At 67.5% G+C, this 14,907-nt stretch carries 16 protein-coding genes; 7 read left to right on the top strand and 9 right to left on the bottom strand.

Annotation, left to right across the window (positions count from 1 at the left end; all coding sequences use genetic code 11):
* Together ACYVJ8_RS12635 and ACYVJ8_RS12640 are read left to right on the top strand one after the other, a co-directional pair.
* The gene (locus ACYVJ8_RS12635; protein WP_460712910.1) at positions 1-417 is read left to right on the top strand and encodes an ExbD/TolR family protein; all 417 of its coding nucleotides are present in this window, start codon (positions 1-3) and stop codon (positions 415-417) included.
* Between the two features lie 245 nt (positions 418-662).
* Positions 663-1,073 carry an ExbD/TolR family protein gene (locus tag ACYVJ8_RS12640; RefSeq protein ID WP_460712912.1) on the top strand — a complete coding sequence of 137 codons (411 nt, stop codon included), beginning with the start codon at positions 663-665 and terminating at the stop codon, positions 1,071-1,073.
* Between the two features lie 74 nt (positions 1,074-1,147).
* Here the strand turns inward: ACYVJ8_RS12640 and ACYVJ8_RS12645 are convergent, their stop codons facing one another.
* From ACYVJ8_RS12645 to cls, 3 genes are all read right to left on the bottom strand, one after another.
* The gene (locus ACYVJ8_RS12645) at positions 1,148-1,912 is read right to left on the bottom strand and encodes a pyridoxine 5'-phosphate synthase (RefSeq protein WP_460712914.1); all 765 of its coding nucleotides are present in this window, start codon (positions 1,910-1,912) and stop codon (positions 1,148-1,150) included.
* Positions 1,913-1,974: 62 nt separating this feature from the next.
* The gene (locus ACYVJ8_RS12650; protein ID WP_460712916.1) at positions 1,975-2,235 is read right to left on the bottom strand and encodes a hypothetical protein; all 261 of its coding nucleotides are present in this window, start codon (positions 2,233-2,235) and stop codon (positions 1,975-1,977) included.
* Between the two features lie 113 nt (positions 2,236-2,348).
* Positions 2,349-3,785 (bottom strand): cardiolipin synthase, encoded by a 1,437-nt coding sequence (cls, locus tag ACYVJ8_RS12655; protein WP_460712918.1) that lies wholly within the window; start codon positions 3,783-3,785, stop codon positions 2,349-2,351.
* A 184-nt stretch (positions 3,786-3,969) separates the two neighbouring features.
* Between cls and ACYVJ8_RS12660 the strand changes: the two genes are divergently transcribed.
* The 3 genes from ACYVJ8_RS12660 to ACYVJ8_RS12670 all read left to right on the top strand — a co-directional run bounded on the left by ACYVJ8_RS12660 (position 3,970) and on the right by ACYVJ8_RS12670 (position 6,302).
* Positions 3,970-5,058 (top strand): PA0069 family radical SAM protein, encoded by a 1,089-nt coding sequence (locus ACYVJ8_RS12660; RefSeq protein ID WP_460712920.1) that lies wholly within the window; start codon positions 3,970-3,972, stop codon positions 5,056-5,058.
* Positions 5,059-5,142: 84 nt separating this feature from the next.
* Positions 5,143-5,853 carry a sensor histidine kinase gene (locus ACYVJ8_RS12665; RefSeq protein WP_460712922.1) on the top strand — a complete coding sequence of 237 codons (711 nt, stop codon included), beginning with the start codon at positions 5,143-5,145 and terminating at the stop codon, positions 5,851-5,853.
* An 11-nt stretch (positions 5,854-5,864) separates the two neighbouring features.
* A complete protein-coding gene (locus ACYVJ8_RS12670; RefSeq protein WP_460712924.1) occupies positions 5,865-6,302 on the top strand; it encodes a response regulator in 438 nt (145 codons plus the stop codon).
* Here the strand turns inward: ACYVJ8_RS12670 and ACYVJ8_RS12675 are convergent, their stop codons facing one another.
* From ACYVJ8_RS12675 to ACYVJ8_RS12685, 3 genes are all read right to left on the bottom strand, one after another.
* The gene (locus ACYVJ8_RS12675; protein ID WP_460712926.1) at positions 6,303-7,007 is read right to left on the bottom strand and encodes a 2OG-Fe(II) oxygenase; all 705 of its coding nucleotides are present in this window, start codon (positions 7,005-7,007) and stop codon (positions 6,303-6,305) included. It lies immediately after the preceding gene.
* Positions 7,008-7,064: 57 nt separating this feature from the next.
* On the bottom strand, positions 7,065-8,102 hold the full coding sequence (locus ACYVJ8_RS12680; protein WP_460712928.1) for a class 1 fructose-bisphosphatase: 1,038 nt from the start codon (positions 8,100-8,102) through the stop codon (positions 7,065-7,067).
* 165 nt (positions 8,103-8,267) lie between these two features.
* On the bottom strand, positions 8,268-8,594 hold the full coding sequence (locus ACYVJ8_RS12685) for a hypothetical protein (RefSeq protein WP_460712930.1): 327 nt from the start codon (positions 8,592-8,594) through the stop codon (positions 8,268-8,270).
* A gap of 348 nt (positions 8,595-8,942) precedes the next feature.
* Here ACYVJ8_RS12685 and ACYVJ8_RS12690 point away from each other — a divergent pair, with 348 nt between their 5' ends.
* Positions 8,943-10,214, top strand: a complete 1,272-nt coding sequence (locus tag ACYVJ8_RS12690; protein WP_460712932.1) for an NIPSNAP family protein — start codon at positions 8,943-8,945, stop codon at positions 10,212-10,214.
* A gap of 37 nt (positions 10,215-10,251) precedes the next feature.
* Positions 10,252-10,944: a helix-turn-helix transcriptional regulator gene (locus ACYVJ8_RS12695; RefSeq protein WP_460712934.1), complete on the top strand. Its 693-nt coding sequence runs from the start codon at positions 10,252-10,254 to the stop codon at positions 10,942-10,944.
* Between the two features lie 13 nt (positions 10,945-10,957).
* On the opposite strand, the gene pdxR is transcribed toward ACYVJ8_RS12695, so the two are convergent.
* From pdxR to ACYVJ8_RS12710, 3 genes are all read right to left on the bottom strand, one after another.
* Positions 10,958-12,448: a MocR-like pyridoxine biosynthesis transcription factor PdxR gene (gene pdxR, locus ACYVJ8_RS12700; RefSeq protein WP_460712936.1), complete on the bottom strand. Its 1,491-nt coding sequence runs from the start codon at positions 12,446-12,448 to the stop codon at positions 10,958-10,960.
* A 130-nt stretch (positions 12,449-12,578) separates the two neighbouring features.
* Positions 12,579-13,610, bottom strand: coding sequence for an aldo/keto reductase (locus ACYVJ8_RS12705; RefSeq protein WP_460712938.1), 1,032 nt, complete (start codon positions 13,608-13,610; stop codon positions 12,579-12,581).
* Positions 13,611-13,627: 17 nt separating this feature from the next.
* Positions 13,628-14,866, bottom strand: a complete 1,239-nt coding sequence (locus tag ACYVJ8_RS12710; protein WP_460712940.1) for an MFS transporter — start codon at positions 14,864-14,866, stop codon at positions 13,628-13,630.
* Between the last annotated feature and the right edge of the window lie 41 nt (positions 14,867-14,907).

Genomic DNA, 14,907 nt, shown 5'->3' on the forward strand with positions numbered 1-14,907 from the left:
ATGGCATTTGCAAGTGGTTCCGGCGGCGGTCCGATGGCCGACATCAACGTCACGCCGCTCGTCGACGTGATGCTGGTGCTGCTGATCATCTTCATGGTCACCGCCCCGATCCTGTCCTACCCGATCGACGTCAACCTGCCGCAGCGTTCGCTGAATCCGCCGCAGCAGAACAAGACGCCGCCGCCGCCGATCGCGCTGCGTGTCGATGCCAGTGGCACCATCTACTGGAACGATTCGCCGATCGACATCCGCGCGCTCGAGCAGCAGATGAAGAACGAGGTCGCCAAGGACCCCACCAACCAGCCGCTGCTCGAAATCGATGTAAACCCGGATGCCGATTACGGCATCCTCGCCAAGGTGCTGGCACGGGCGAAGAATGCCGACATGCAGAAGATCGGTTTCGTCCAGCCGCAATAAGCCTGGCAAACGCTTTACCGCTTACCGCTACAAGTCGTGAAAACGCCGCCTCCGGGCGGCGTTTTTTTATGTCTCGGTGTCAGCCCCTGGCCGCAGTAAACCGAGCGCAACCCCATTCCGGGCTTGCCTACGTTGGGAATCCAGGCGTAGCGTGAATCCGGGCCTTCCGGATTCGCCGGCGCGATTACTCAGGCCGGCCCGAAGGCCGGTGCGACGGGATCACTCAACGAGCACGGGAGGGGATCATGGCCACTTCGATGTTTGCAGGCGATTCACGGGGAACGTCCACACGGGCGATGGCGGAAATGAACATCACGCCGCTCGTCGACGTGATGCTGGTGCTGCTGATCATCTTCATGGTCGCCGCGCCGATGGCGACGCGGTCGCTGGATCTGCGTCTGCCGGGTCCGGGGCAACGCACGAACGAAAAGCCCCCGCACATGGCCCTCGTCGTGGCCAGCGACGGCAGCTTCGCGCTGGATGGTGCGGTGCTGAGCGAGCGCAGCCTGGCGACCGCTCTGGCGAATGTCGCGCACCAAGCGCCCAACACCGTGCTCGAAGTGAAGGTGAGCGAGAACGCCGACTATCAAGCCTTCACCACGGCCGTGGCCACGGCTCGCCGCAGCGGCATCGGCAATATCGCCTTGCAACACTGATCGCTGGTGGCGGCGAACGGGGACGCGGTGGTTCGCCGCCGCGCCCCCAGCAATGCCCGTCGCAGTGACGCGGCTTAAGCTTTCGCCAGAATCCCGAGGTAACCGCGCACGGTAGCTTCCAGCCCGGCGTACAAGGCCTCGCTGATCAGCGCATGCCCGATGGAGACTTCCTGCACACCCGGTACGACGCGCAGGAAATCGCCGAGGTTCGCTTGGCTGAGGTCGTGCCCGGCGTTCACGCCGAGTCCCGCCGCCTGCGCGCGGCGCGCGGTAGCGGCGAAACGCGCCAGCATCGCTTGTGCAGCGCCGGCGTCGTGCGCCTCGGCATACGGGCCGGTGTAGAGCTCCACCCGATCGGCGCCGGTCGCGGCCGCGTGCTGCATGTCGTCCGCGCTCGCCTCGCCGTGCGCATCGGCGAACAGGCTGACGCGGCAGTGCAACGACTTAAGCTGCGCGACGAGCGGCCGCAGGGTCTGTGCGTCGCGTGCGAAATCAAAGCCGTGATCCGACGTCAACTGCGCATCGCTGTCCGGCACCAGGGTCGCCTGCGCCGGACGTACCTGCTCGCACAGCGCGAGAAAGCCCGGATAGCCCGCACGCGGCGGTGCGAAGGGATTGCCTTCGAGATTGAACTCGACACCGTATTCGCGCGTGACTTCGGCCAGAGCGTAGACGTCGTCCGCGCGAATATGTCGCGCATCGGGCCGCGGATGCACGGTGATGCCATGGGCACCCGCGTCCAGGCAGGCACGCGCGGCACGAACCACATCGGGCTCGCGGCCACCGCGCGAATTGCGCAGCACGGCGATCTTGTTGACGTTGACGCTGAGGACAGTCATCGCCGCAGTTTAAGCCAGGGCGGTGCGATATCGCGCCGCGTCGAAATCGCGATGAGCGGCTGTCAGCGCGTCGCGTCGTTCTGCGCTGCCGCCGCCAGCTTGCGGGCTTCGGCTTGCTCGCGCAGGCGGCGCATTTCTGCCGGATCCAGCATCACCTGTTCGTCGCGGGCGCGGCTGCCGACGCGATCGGACGCGAGCTTCAGCACAAAGGCGACCAACAGCAGCAGCGCCACCAGCAGCGAAATAGCCAGGATGGCTGTCGAGGAAGAGGTGAACCCCACCCACAGGGCGCCGAGGGCGAGCAGGAGGAACAACCAGGCCATGGGCAACTCCAAAAATCCGCACTGGAGCCAGTGTAGCGCGCCGTCCCGCCACCGGTTTGTGCGCCAGCGCGCGGGCCCGACTGCCGGTCGCCGGCCCCGTTCTGGGCGCGACCTCAAAGCAACGGAGACACCAGACGGGCCAGTGCTTCGGGCAGGCGGGAGCGCAGCAGCGGCCGGGCGCGCTCCCGGTGCACCTGCTGCGAAACGGCGTACTCCTGCTCCAGCAGCGTCGCCAAGTCGTGGCACAGCGCCGCATCCGCGAACATCAGCGATACCTCGAAATTCAAACGGAAGCTGCGATGGTCGAAGTTGGCGCTGCCGATGATCGCGAAGTCGTCGTCGCACAGCAGCGCCTTGGAGTGGAGCATGCGCGGGCCGTATTCGTAGACCCGCACGCCCGCCGCCAACAGTTCATCGAAATAGGAGCGCGCGGCGAGGGTCACCAGCCGGCTGTCGCTCTGCCGCGGCACCAGCAGGCGCACGTCGAGCCCGCCCAGCGCCGCGGACGTCAGTGCCATGCGCGCGGCTTCGCCGGGAACGAAGTAGGGCGTCGCCAACCACACGCGCTGCTTCGCCGCGTGGATGGCGCCGACGTGCAGGCGGTGAATGGCCTCCCAAGTGGAATCCGGCCCGGACACCAATACCTGCACCGGGACTTGGCCACGATGTGGCGTAGGCGAGGGCAGGGCGATCGGCGGCAGGCCGGTGGCATAAGCCCAGTCCTCGATGAAGACCAGCTGCAGCGAACTCACCACATTGCCTTCCACGCGCAGATGCAGGTCGCGGTAGGCATCTTCGCGCAGTCGCTCGTCTTCCTCGTCGGTGATGTTGATGCCGCCGGTGTAGGCGATGCACCCGTCGATCACCACGATCTTGCGATGGCTGCGCAGATTCAGCCACGGCCGCTTCCACACTTGGCCAAAGCGCGCGGGATGGAACCAGGCAAGTTCACCGCCCGCCTCCAGCAGCTCACGGAAGAAGCGCCGCGGCGTCTTGCCGGAGCCGACCGCATCGAGCAGCAGCCGCACCTTCACTCCAGCCCGCGCCCGCTCCACGAGTGCATCGCGCAGCGCCTGGCCGGTGTGGTCGGGATAGAAGATGTAGTACTCCAGATGCACATGCTCCTGCGCCGTCGCGATGTCGCGCAGCAGCGCGGTGTATTTCGCGCCGCCATCGATCAGCAGGCGCGCATCGGTGGCGGACGTCGGCGGCAGGCCGGTGGTCGCCTGTCCCACGCGCGCCAACTCGAGTGCGTCGGGGGTGGGCTTGAAGCCGTCGGGCAGGGGCGGAAATTTTGCCTTGGCACGCACGCGGCGCAGCCGCTGGCGATGGATGCGCTGCGGGCCGAGCAGGTAATAAATCAGGAAGCCGACGTACGGCAGCGCGGCCAGGCTCACCAGCCAGCTGAGCGTGGCCACCGGTTCGCGCTTTTGCAGCACGATCCAGCCGCCCAGCCACAGCAGATACACCGCCCACGCGATGCTCAGGTACAGCTTGAGATGCGGCAGGGCGAGCAGGGCCGTCCAGAAGTCGCGCAGGGCGTCGGGCATGCGGGTTGGCGCCAGAGGAAGGATCGTCGCGATGCGCGACGCGGCGAGCGTATCCCAAGCAGCGCGAAGTGCCGCGTTCAGCCCTCCCAACACACATTCAGAAAGCGTCCGTTGCCAGTTAGTATTATTACTAATACCCTTACAGGCCCCAGTCTGTCGCCGCGGACTCCGCGGCCCGATCGCTATGGAAGACGCCAACAAACCCAGAGCGCCCATCAAAGGCCGCGGCGCAGCGTCGTACGTGCACGGCCGCTACGCCGTGACGACGACGCAAGGCGCCGACGACGGCTGGGGCTCGGTGTACGAAGGTGCGGACGAACCCTCGCGACCGGCGACTACCGTCACCGAGGAGCACGCGCGCAGCATCGTGAGCCGCAACGACTCGCCCGACGTCGGCTTCGCCGCCTCGGTCAATCCGTATCGCGGCTGCGAGCATGGCTGCGTGTATTGCTTCGCGCGGCCGTCGCACGCGTATCTCGACCTGTCGCCTGGCCTGGACTTCGAAACCAAGCTGTTCGCCAAGACCAACGCCGCCGAGCGCCTGCGCGCTGAATTGGCGCGGCCTTCCTATCGCTGCACGCCGATCGCGCTGGGCATCAACACCGACGCCTACCAGCCGATCGAACGCCGCTACCGCATCACCCGGCAATGCCTGGAAGTGCTTGCGGAGACCAAGCATCCGCTCAGCTTCATCACCAAGAACGCCCTGATCGAACGCGACATCGACGTACTTGCGGCGATGGCGCGCGAGCGTCTGGTCAACGTGTACTTCTCGGTCACCACGCTCGACAACAAACTCGCGTCGAAAATGGAACCACGCGCCTCGGCACCGCACGCCAAGCTGCGCGCGATGAAGGCGCTGTTCGACGCCGGCGTGCCGGTAGGCGTGATGGCCGCGCCGATGATCCCGATGATCAACGACCGCGAGCTCGAGCACATCCTCGAAGCCGCCTACGAGCACGGCGCGCGTGCCGCCGGTTACGTGCTGCTGCGCCTGCCGCACGAGCTCAAGCAGATCTGGCGCGAATGGCTGGAATTGCACTATCCCGATCGCGCTGCGCACGTGATGAGCCTGATCCAGCAGATGCGCGGCGGCAAGGACTACGACAGCGCGTTCGGCAAGCGCATGCGCGGGCAGGGACCGTTCGCGCAATTGCTGCAGCAACGCTTCGCCAAGGCGCACGCACGGATCGGCTTCGGCCGGCTGCCGCCCCTGGATGCGAGCCGCTTCACGCCGCCGCAGGCGATTTCGCCGCAAGGCCAACTGTTCTGAGGCGACCGCTCCAGCGCGGACGCAAAGGCGACATTCAGACAGCGGCGGCGTGATAATCGGGGCGACCGCCCCCGCCGTTGCCCCATGACCGAAGACGATTCCCTGGCCCAGCTCGATGCCGCGCGCCGGCAATTGCAGCTGCTGACCGACACGATCACGCACGATCTGCGTGCGCCGCTGCGCACCATCGACAGCTTCGCCGGACACCTTGCGGCCAGCGCCCACGACCGGCTCGAGCCGCGCGAACGCGAGCAGCTGGAACGCATCCGCGCCGCGGCCACGCGAATGGGCGGCCTGCTGGAAAAACTCGGAGAACTGTCGCGGGCGACCCATGCCGAGCTGCATCCGGCCGAGGTCGACCTGAGTCTGCTGGCCGAATGGGCACTATCCGATCTGGAGAACGCCGAGCCCGATCGCCCCTGCCAGCTGCACGTGCAGCCGGCTCTGATCGTGCGCGGCGACGAACGTCTGTTGCGGCAGATGCTGGTCGAACTGCTGCACAACGCCTGGAAGTTCTCCGCCCCCCTGCCGCCGACGCGCATCGAGGTCAGCGGCGAGCGCGGCATCGATCGCCTATGGCTGACGATCCGCGACGCGGGCATTGGTTTCGATCCCCGCTATGCCGGCAAGCTGTTTGAACCTCTGCAGCGCCTCCATAGCGTGGAGCAGGGCGCCGGATACGGCCTGGGCCTGGCGATCGCCCGATGCATCGCCGAGCGTCACGGCGGCCGTATCACGGCGGCTTCACAACCCGGTGACGGTGCCAGCTTCACTGTGGAGCTGCCGGACGCGTGAGGGACGCTGGGATGGCAAACAAAAATATTCTGCTGGTCGAAGACAACCCCGACGATGTCGAGCTGACCCGGCTCGCCTTCGAAGAGGCCAATGTCGCCAACGACATGGTCGTCGTACGCGACGGGGCCGAAGCGCTCGACTACCTGTTCGCCCGTGGCCGCTATGCGGACCGCGACGCTCGCGAATTGCCGTCGATCGTGCTGCTCGACCTCAACCTGCCCAAGCTCGATGGCCGCGAAGTCCTGCAGGCGATCCGCGCCGAACCCGCCACCCGCGAACTGCCGGTGGTCGTGCTGACCACCAGCGTCGAGCCCTTCGATGTCGAAGCCAGCTATGCGCTGGGCGTGAACAGCTACATCCAGAAGCCGGTGGACTTCGAACAGTTCGTCGGCGCCGTGCGCCAGGTCGGGCTCTACTGGCTCGTGCTGAATCAGCCGCGCGTGGCGTAACTACGCGGGCTGCCCGAACAACGCCTCGGCCCGCTGAAACAAAATCCAACTCGTCGCAATGAACTTGTCGCCGCCCTGCGGCCGATTACCGCGATGCGTATGGGTGAACGCGGCCGGCGCGATCAATAGCGAGCCCGCCCGCGGCACGATCTTGCGCTGCTGGTAGAGGAACTCGGTCTCGCCTTCGCCGAAGCCGTCGTTGAGATAGATCGTCCACAGCAAGTGGCGATGCAGTGTCTCCGCACGCGGGTCGCGCGGATACAGCTCGCAGTGCCAATAGGGGTAGCCGCCACGGCCGCCGGTGTAGCGCTGCAGATTGATCACGCCGGGGCGCAGCACCGTCTGCACCACCGGCCCCAGCTCCGCATCGTCCATGGCCTGCAAGCGCTCGGCGGTCAAACGATGACGTGCCCCGTCCTCGCCGGGGACCTCGAGCATCAACGGCGCGATCAGCGTGTGCGGATACTTGCGCAGATACGCCATCACCCCACGGAACACGGCCTGGTTGAGCTGCGCCTCGGCATCGCGCCATTCCGGCTTGCCGCTGATGGAGATGTCCAGGCTGTCCTTCAGCTCCGGCAGCACGCCGCCGCCGACACGGCCGGGCAGCGCGGCGTTGCTCGTGACGAAGCGTTCGACCAGCGCCGCGCATGCCGCGCGCGGCAGTGCATCGTCAGACACCTCGATGAAGTCGGCTTGGCTCATGCGTCGCGCGTGATGGGCGGGGACTGCACCAGTAGAGCAGATTCCCCGCCTTGGTCGTCAGGCGACCGCCGCAGCGACGTGAGTGGCGTCGTGCTCGCGGTGATAGCGCGTGGCCACCTCCACTTCCTGCTTCGAGCCCAGGAACACCGGCACGCGCATGTGCAGGCCGGTGGGTTGCACTTCCAGCATGCGCACGCGGCCCGTGGTGGCGGCGCCGCCGGCCTGTTCGACCAGGAAGCTCATCGGGTTGGCCTCGTACATCAGGCGCAGCTTGCCGCCCTTGTCGCGGCACTTGCTGTCGAGCGGATAGCTGAAGAAGCCGCCGCGGGTCAGGATGCGGTGCACGTCGGCTACCATCGAGGCCACCCAACGCATGTTGAAGTCCTTGCCGCGCGGACCTTCCTTGCCCGTCAGCAGATCGCCCACGTACTGCTGCATCGGCGCTTCCCAGAAGCGCTGGTTGGACATGTTGACCGCGAATTCCTTGGTTTCTTCCGGAATGCGCATGCCGCGCGTCGTCAGGATGAAGCTGCCGACCTCGCGATCGAGGGTGAAGGAATGCGTGCCGTGGCCGACCGTGAGCACCAGCATCGTGCTCGGCCCATAGGTGCAGTAGCCGGCGGCGACCTGTGCCGTGCCCGGCTGCAGGAAGTGTTCGTCGGACGGCGTGGTCACGCCATCCGGGCAGCGCAGCACCGAGAAGATCGTGCCCACGGAGATGTTGACGTCGATGTTCGACGAACCGTCGAGGGGATCGAACAGCAGCAGGTAGTTGCCGCGCGGATAGACGTCCGGAATCGGGTGCGAGGTATCCATCTCTTCCGACGCCAGGCCGGCGAGGTGGCCGCCCCAGGCGTTGGCTTCGAGCAGGATCTCGTTGCTCAGCACGTCGAGCTTCTTCTGCGCCTCGCCCTGGATGTTGCCAGTGCCCGCGTCGCCCAGCACGCCACCGAGCGCACCCTTGCCGACGGCGATCGAAATGGTCTTGCAGGCGCGGGCGACGACTTCGATCAGCAGGCGCAGGTCGGCGTTGATATGACCGGCGCGCTCCTCTTCGATGAGGAAACGGGTCAGGGAAATGGCGGCGTTGGACATGGGCGGGGCAGGTGACGGCAAGGGGCCGTCATTGTCGCCGATGCGGGGCGAAGCCGCCCGCAAAAAGACGCCATGAAAACGGTACCGACAGCGACACCGTGTCCGCGGCGCGTGCCGCGTCGAGCTTCGCAACCGCGGCGCGAATCAGCCGATCGGGGGAGGCAGTCAGGCGACTTTGCGGGTCGCGCGCGCCGCGTGGCGGTGAACGATAGTCGCGAGGTTCTGCCGCGCCATCGTGAGCATCAGCAGCGGCGCGGCCGGATCGGCCGAGTTGAGTACGCGCCGGGCCGCGTCCAGCACGTCGTAGACCATTTGCCCGGCGTCCGCGCCGAGCAACATGCGCAGTCCGCGCGAGGCGCTGTCGAGATGACGCTCGCAATCGGGTCCGCAGCCGCGGCCGGCGCGGCGTACGACCGTTGCCATCGCCGCGTCCAGCCGGGCGAGTGCGTGCAGCAGTTCTTCGGCGGTGGCGGTGGAGTAGGGCGTGTTCATGGCATCAGTCTCGTTACGGGCCGTCGCATCAGCTGAGAAGCGGACAACGGTTATCCGGAAAATCGCCGTCGACGGCTATCCGAAGTACGCACTGAGGGGGCGATGGCGGACAAGCGTCGTGGACCAAGAGCAGCGTGAAGGGCGGCCGGTGGCGGACCGGTGAAGGTCGGAATGTAGCGTTCAGCCGACCGATGGCTAGCCGGCGCGGCGTGCTGACAGCAGGCTGGCAGGAGCGAGGGCGCAGGCTGCCTGCATCGAGCGATCCTCGCTTCGCGGAGCCCGACCCATGCCTTCAGCCCAGCAATGCCCGACCTTCGTCGCCCCGCTTGCCGACGTGTGGGCCGCGTGATGACCCGTCAGCGTTCCGCCGTCGCCGATTCCGCGCCTGCGCCGGCCGCCGCCGACCAGGTATCCGATGGCCGCCACGATTTCGACTTCATCCACGGACGCTGGCGGGTGCAGAACGAGCGCCTGGCCGAACGCCTCGTCGGCAACGGCGATTGGGAGGTCTTCACCGCGCACGATGAGTGCCGGCCCTTGCTGGGTGGCCTGGGCAACTTGGAGGAATTCCGTACCGCCTGGGCCGGTGGCTACCAGGGCATCGCCCTGCGTCTGTACGACCTGGCCGCGGGGCAATGGCGCATCCATTGGTCCAGCGACCGCAGCGGCACGCTCGACCCGCCGGTCAGCGGGCGCTTCGAGAACGGCGTCGGCACCTTCTATGGCCAGGACCACCACGAAGGCCGACCCGTGCGCGTGCGTTTTCTCTGGGAACACAGCAGCGCGAACACCGCGCACTGGCAGCAGGCGTTTTCCATCGACGACGGCGCGAGCTGGGAGACCAACTGGCACATGTGGTTCCGCCGCCTCGACGCCGAGGATCGCCTGCTGCACGAAGACAACGTCGTCGAGTTGCGGCAGTACACGCTCCAGCCCGAGCAGCGCGATGTGCTGGTGGAACTGTTCGAACGCGAATTCGTCGAGACGCAGGAAGCGGTCGGCATCCACGTGATCGGCACCTACCGCGACGCCGACGATCCCGATCGCTTCGTCTGGCTGCGCGGCTTCCCGTCGATGCAGGCGCGTCGTGATGCGTTGCAGGCGTTCTACTTCGGCCCGGTGTGGCAGCGCCACCGCGACGCGGCGAACGCGACGATGATCGACAGCGACAACGTCCTGCTGCTCCGGCCCGCGCAGGCGGACAGCGGCGTTGCCCGCGCCGTGGCGCCGCGGCCGGAGCTGGGCACGAGTTTGCCCGCCGCCGGGAGTGCGCTGTGCCTGGGCGTGTGCGCACTGCATGCGCTCGCGGAGGAAGGTTTCGCCGCGCGCTTTGATCGCGAACTGGCGCCGCTGCTGCAAGCGCAGGGCGCACGGATCGTCGCGCGCTACCTCACCGATGCCAGCGAGAACACCTTCCCGCGGCTGCCGGTGCGCGAGGGCGAGCGCGTATTCGTCTGGCTCGCGCACTTCGCGGATGCCGCGGCACTCGACGCGCATCTGGCCGCGTTGAAGAACCATGGCGCCTGGAGGGACGCGCTCGCGGGCGCATTGCTGGACGAGCTGCGCGAGCCGCCGGAACTGCGCCGGCTGTTGCCGACCGCGCGCTCGGAGCTGCGCTGAGGTTGGTGCATGCGGGCCGGACACGCGATCATGCCGCATGCGCCGCGCCGACCGCCTGTTCCTGCTCATCCACGCCCTGCGCGGACGCCGTTCCGCGATCACCGCGCAGCAACTCGCGCAGACGCTGCAGGTCTCGCTGCGCACGGTCTACCGTGACGTCGCCGACCTGCAACTGTCGGGCGTGCCCATCGAAGGCGAAGCCGGCGTCGGCTACATGCTGCGCAAGGGCGCCGACATTCCGCCGCTGATGTTCACCGAAGACGAGCTCGAAGCCCTGGTCGTCGGCACGCGCTTCGTCCGTGCCTTCGGCGGCGAACGCCTCGGCCGGGGCGCGACCGCGGCGCTGTTGAAGATCGAGGCCGTGCTGCCCGAAGCGCTGCGCGAACGCAGCCAGCGCACCCGCATCTACGCGCCGCAGGTGTCGAACCGCATCGAGAATTCCGGCCTGATCGACGTGCTGCACGCCGCGATCGAAAAGATGCAGGTACTGCGCCTGGACTACCGCGACGGCAACGGCACGACCAGCGAGCGTGAGATCGAGCCACTCGCGCTCGCCTTCTGGGGCGGCAGTTGGACGCTCGGCGCGTGGTGTCGATTGCGCGGCGATTTCCGCAGCTTCCGGCCGGACCGCATCGCGGCCTACGTCGCCACCGGCGAAACCTTCGCCGACGATCCTGCGCGCAATCTCGACGCCTATATGCGCGCGGTCGGCAGCCGCGGCGCGTTGTGACGAGGCCGCAGCCCTAGCCGGAACTACGCGCCAGATACAGCGCCGGCCGCCGCGTACCACCGGCATGACGCGGAAACAGCGCCAGACATTGCGCGAACAGCGCCACCGCATCGCGAAGCTCGCCGGGCGACATCGCACTGAAGCCCATGATCAGGCCGGTGCGATCCGGCGGCTGCAGATAGCAAGGCGCGATCGAATACAGCGCGAGCTTGCGCTCATGCGCCGCGCGGATCAGCGCATCGCCTTCGGCGGCGGGCATGTCGCGGATCCATGCGACCAGATGCATGCCCGCGTGCGAGTCCATCAGCTCCAGGCGATCGCCGCAGTGTTGTTCGAGCAGGGTGCGCAGCAACGCGCGCCGCTCCGCCAGCTTGCGCGTCACCTGGCGCAGATGGCGGTCGTAGGCGCCCGAGGCGATGAAGTTCGCCAGCGCCGCCTGATCCAGCGGCGGCGAACCGAAATCGTCGGCCCACTTCGCCGCGAGCAGATCGTCGCGCAAGCCCGGCGGCATCACGATGTAGCCCAGGCGCAGCGCCGGAAACAGCGTCTTGGAGAAGCTGCCGACATACAGCACGCGACCATCGCGATCCAGCTGCTGCAAGGCCTGCACGGCCTGGCGGTCGTGGCGGAACTCGCCGTCGTAGTCGTCCTCGACGATCCAGCCCGAGCCCAGTCGCGCGTATTCGAGCAAGGCCAGGCGGCGTTCGTACGACAGCACCGCACCGGTCGGGAACTGATGCGAAGGCGTCACATAGGTGAGCTTTACCGCCGGGTCGGGCAGCTGCTCCACCTGCAGACCGTCGGCATCGACCGGCACGCCGATGAGGCGCGCGCCATGCGCTTGCAGGATCGTGCGCGCGGTGAAGTAGTGCGGCTCTTCCAGCGCCGCCGCATCGCCTTCGTCCAGCAGCACGCGCGCGATCAGCGTCAGTGCCTGCTGTGTGCCACTGACGATAAGCACGTCGTCGGCGACGCAGGCGACGCCACGCGTGCGATTGATGTGGCGCGCCACCGCTTCGCGCAGCGCGGGCAGGCCCTGGATGCGCGGATAGTTCGGCTGCACGTAGGGGGCGGCGCGGGCCAGTTCGCGCACCCACTGCGCGGTCAATGCGGTGTTGACCATCGGCACGCCGAACTGGAAGGCATAGCGCATGCCCGGCGGACGATGTCCGGGAATGTTGCCGAGCATGCACACCTCGCGCGTGCGCTGGCTGTAGCGCGACTGCGCCACGACCGCTCGCCGCGGCGGCGGCAGCCGCACGGGCGCGGTCCAGGGCGAGGTCACGTAACTGCCCGAACCCACGCGCCCGCTGATGTACCCCTCCGCGCGCAGGTGTTCGTACGCGGCGACCACGGTGGTACGCGACAGATCCAGGTCGTAGGCCAGCTCGCGGCTGGACGGCAGCCGGGTGCCGTTGGCGAGGCGACCCGCGGCCATGGCCTCGCGCAGGGCGCGGGCCAATTGCAGGTACAGCGGTCCGTTTCCGTCTAGCACCAGGTCCATTTCGTTCCTCCGGCGGCCATTGGAACGTGCGGAAGGGTCCAATGGCAGTCCACTTCCCCGCAAAGGGGAGCGGACCACCGATGGTAGACCTGTTGGTCGTGGCGAAGGGCTGGCCGCCCGCGTGGACGAGTTACACCGGCGGCGGATTGCGCTCAGCGAACATGCCGTTCCAGTACGGGTAATACGGATAGGGCGGCGTGACGCGACTGGCGTCGTCCAGTGCCTGCATCTGCGCCGCATCCAGCGACCAACCCACCGCGCCGAGGTTGTCGCGCAGTTGCGCTTCGTTGCGCGCCCCGATCAGCACCGTCGACACCGTGGGCCGCTGCAACAGCCAATTGAGCGCGATCTGCGGAATCGACCGACCGGTGTCGGCGGCGATCGCCGCCAACGTATCGACAACGCGGTACAACCGCTCCTCGTCCGCCGGCGGCGCGAAGCCGGCCGTGTCGTGCAGACGGCTGCCTTCCGGTAACGATTGGCCGCGGCGGATCTTGCCCGTGAGGCGACCCCAACCGAGGGGACTCCACACGACCGCGCCGATGCCTTGATCCAGCCCGAGCGGCATCAGCTCCCATTCGTAATCGCGGCCGATCAGCGAGTAGTAGGTCTGGTTGGCGACGAAGCGCGAATAACCCAGGCGATCGGCGACCGCCTGCGACTTCATCAGTTGCCAGCCGGAAAAGTTGGACGCGCCCAGGTAGCGCAGTTTGCCGGCGCGAACGAGGTCGTCGAGCGTGCGCATCACCTGCTCCACCGGAGTCTGCGCGTCGAAGTGATGCAACTGCAGCACGTCGATGTAGTCGGTGCCCAGGCGTTGCAGCGCGCGGTCGATGCCGCGGATCAGATGATGGCGCGAGGCACCGACGTCGTTGGGCCCGTCGTCCGCACGCAGCGAGAGCTTGGTGGAAAGGATCACCCGGTCGCGGCGGCCTTTGATCGCCGCGCCAAGGATCTCTTCGGACGCGCCGTCGGAATACACGTCGGCCGTATCGAACAGGTTGACGCCGGCATCGAGACACACATCGACCAGGCGCGTGGCTTCGTCGACATCGCTGTTGCCCCAGGCGGAAAACAGCGGGCCCTTGCCGCCGAATGTGCCTGCGCCGAAGCCGAGCACCGGCACCTTGAATCCGGAATGGCCGAGAAAACGGGTTTCCATGTTCGATCTCCTAAGGGTCAGTCGACCACCACGCATTCGCGCAGCGCGGAAGGTTGGGGACGGCGCCCTTCGATGCGCAGGCTCCACAGCACGATGGCCAGGCCGGCGAGCGTCATCAGCGCTGCGGTCCATGGCACCGCGCCCAGGCCGGGACCGTGAACGATCACCGCCCCGCCCAGCCACGCGCCGATCGCGTTGCCGAGATTGAAGGCGGCGATGTTGAAGCTCGACGCCAGGCTTTCGCCCGCTCCCTGCGCGTGCTGCAGCACGCGCAGTTGCAGCGGTGCGACGGTGGCGAAGGCCGCAGCGCCGAGCAGACCGGTGAACAGCACTGCGGCCACGGCTTGATGCAGCGCGAAGGTCAGCACGCCCAGCACCAGCGCGAGGGCGACCAGCGTGCCGATCAGTGTCGGCACCAGGCGCCGGTCGGCAAGGCGGCCGCCGACGAGATTGCCGATGATCATGCCGACGCCGAACACCAGCAGCACCGGCGACACCGCGGCTTCGCTGAACCCCGTGATCTGCGTGAGCAGGGGCTGGATATAGGTGAATACCGCGAACACGCCCGCATAGCCGAACACGGTGGCGGCCAGGCCGAGCAGGACTTGCGGACGCGCCAGCACTTTCGCTTCGTCGCGCAGCGCGATGGCGTCGCGCGCGCCATGATCGGCGGGGACCAGCGCTGCGATCACGGCCGTGGCGATCACCCCGATCGCCGCCACCGCCCAGAACGTCGCGCGCCAGCCGAAGTGCAGGCCGAGCCACGCGCCCGCGGGTACGCCCAGCAATGTCGCCACGGTGAGGCCGGTGAACATGATCGAGATCGCCGACGCCTTGCGATCGGACGCGACCAGATTCGTCGCCACTACCGCACCGATCCCGAAGAAGGTGCCGTGCGCGAGCGAGGTGAGCACGCGCGCCGCCATCAGCACCGCGTAGTTGGGCGCCAGCGCACAGGCGAGGTTGCCGAGCGTGAAGATCACCATCAGCGCGACCAGCGCCGCCTTGCGCGGCAGCTTGGCGGTGGCGGCAGTGAGCAGCGGCGCGCCGACGAACACGCCCAGCGCGTAGCCGGAGATCAGCAGGCCGGCCGAAGCGATCGTCACCTTCAGATCGGCGGCGACCTGCAGCAGCAGGCCCATGATCACGAACTCGGTGGTGCCGATGCCGAAAGCGCCGACGGTCAGCGCGTACAGGGCCAGGGGCAGGCGACGGCCGGGCGCGGCGGCCGCAGAAGCAGCGGGAGAGAGGTGCATGGCAGCCTCCAAGAGGGAAGGCCGCCAGTCTGGTCCGTTGC

Source organism: Lysobacter terrae, from assembly GCF_054782215.1.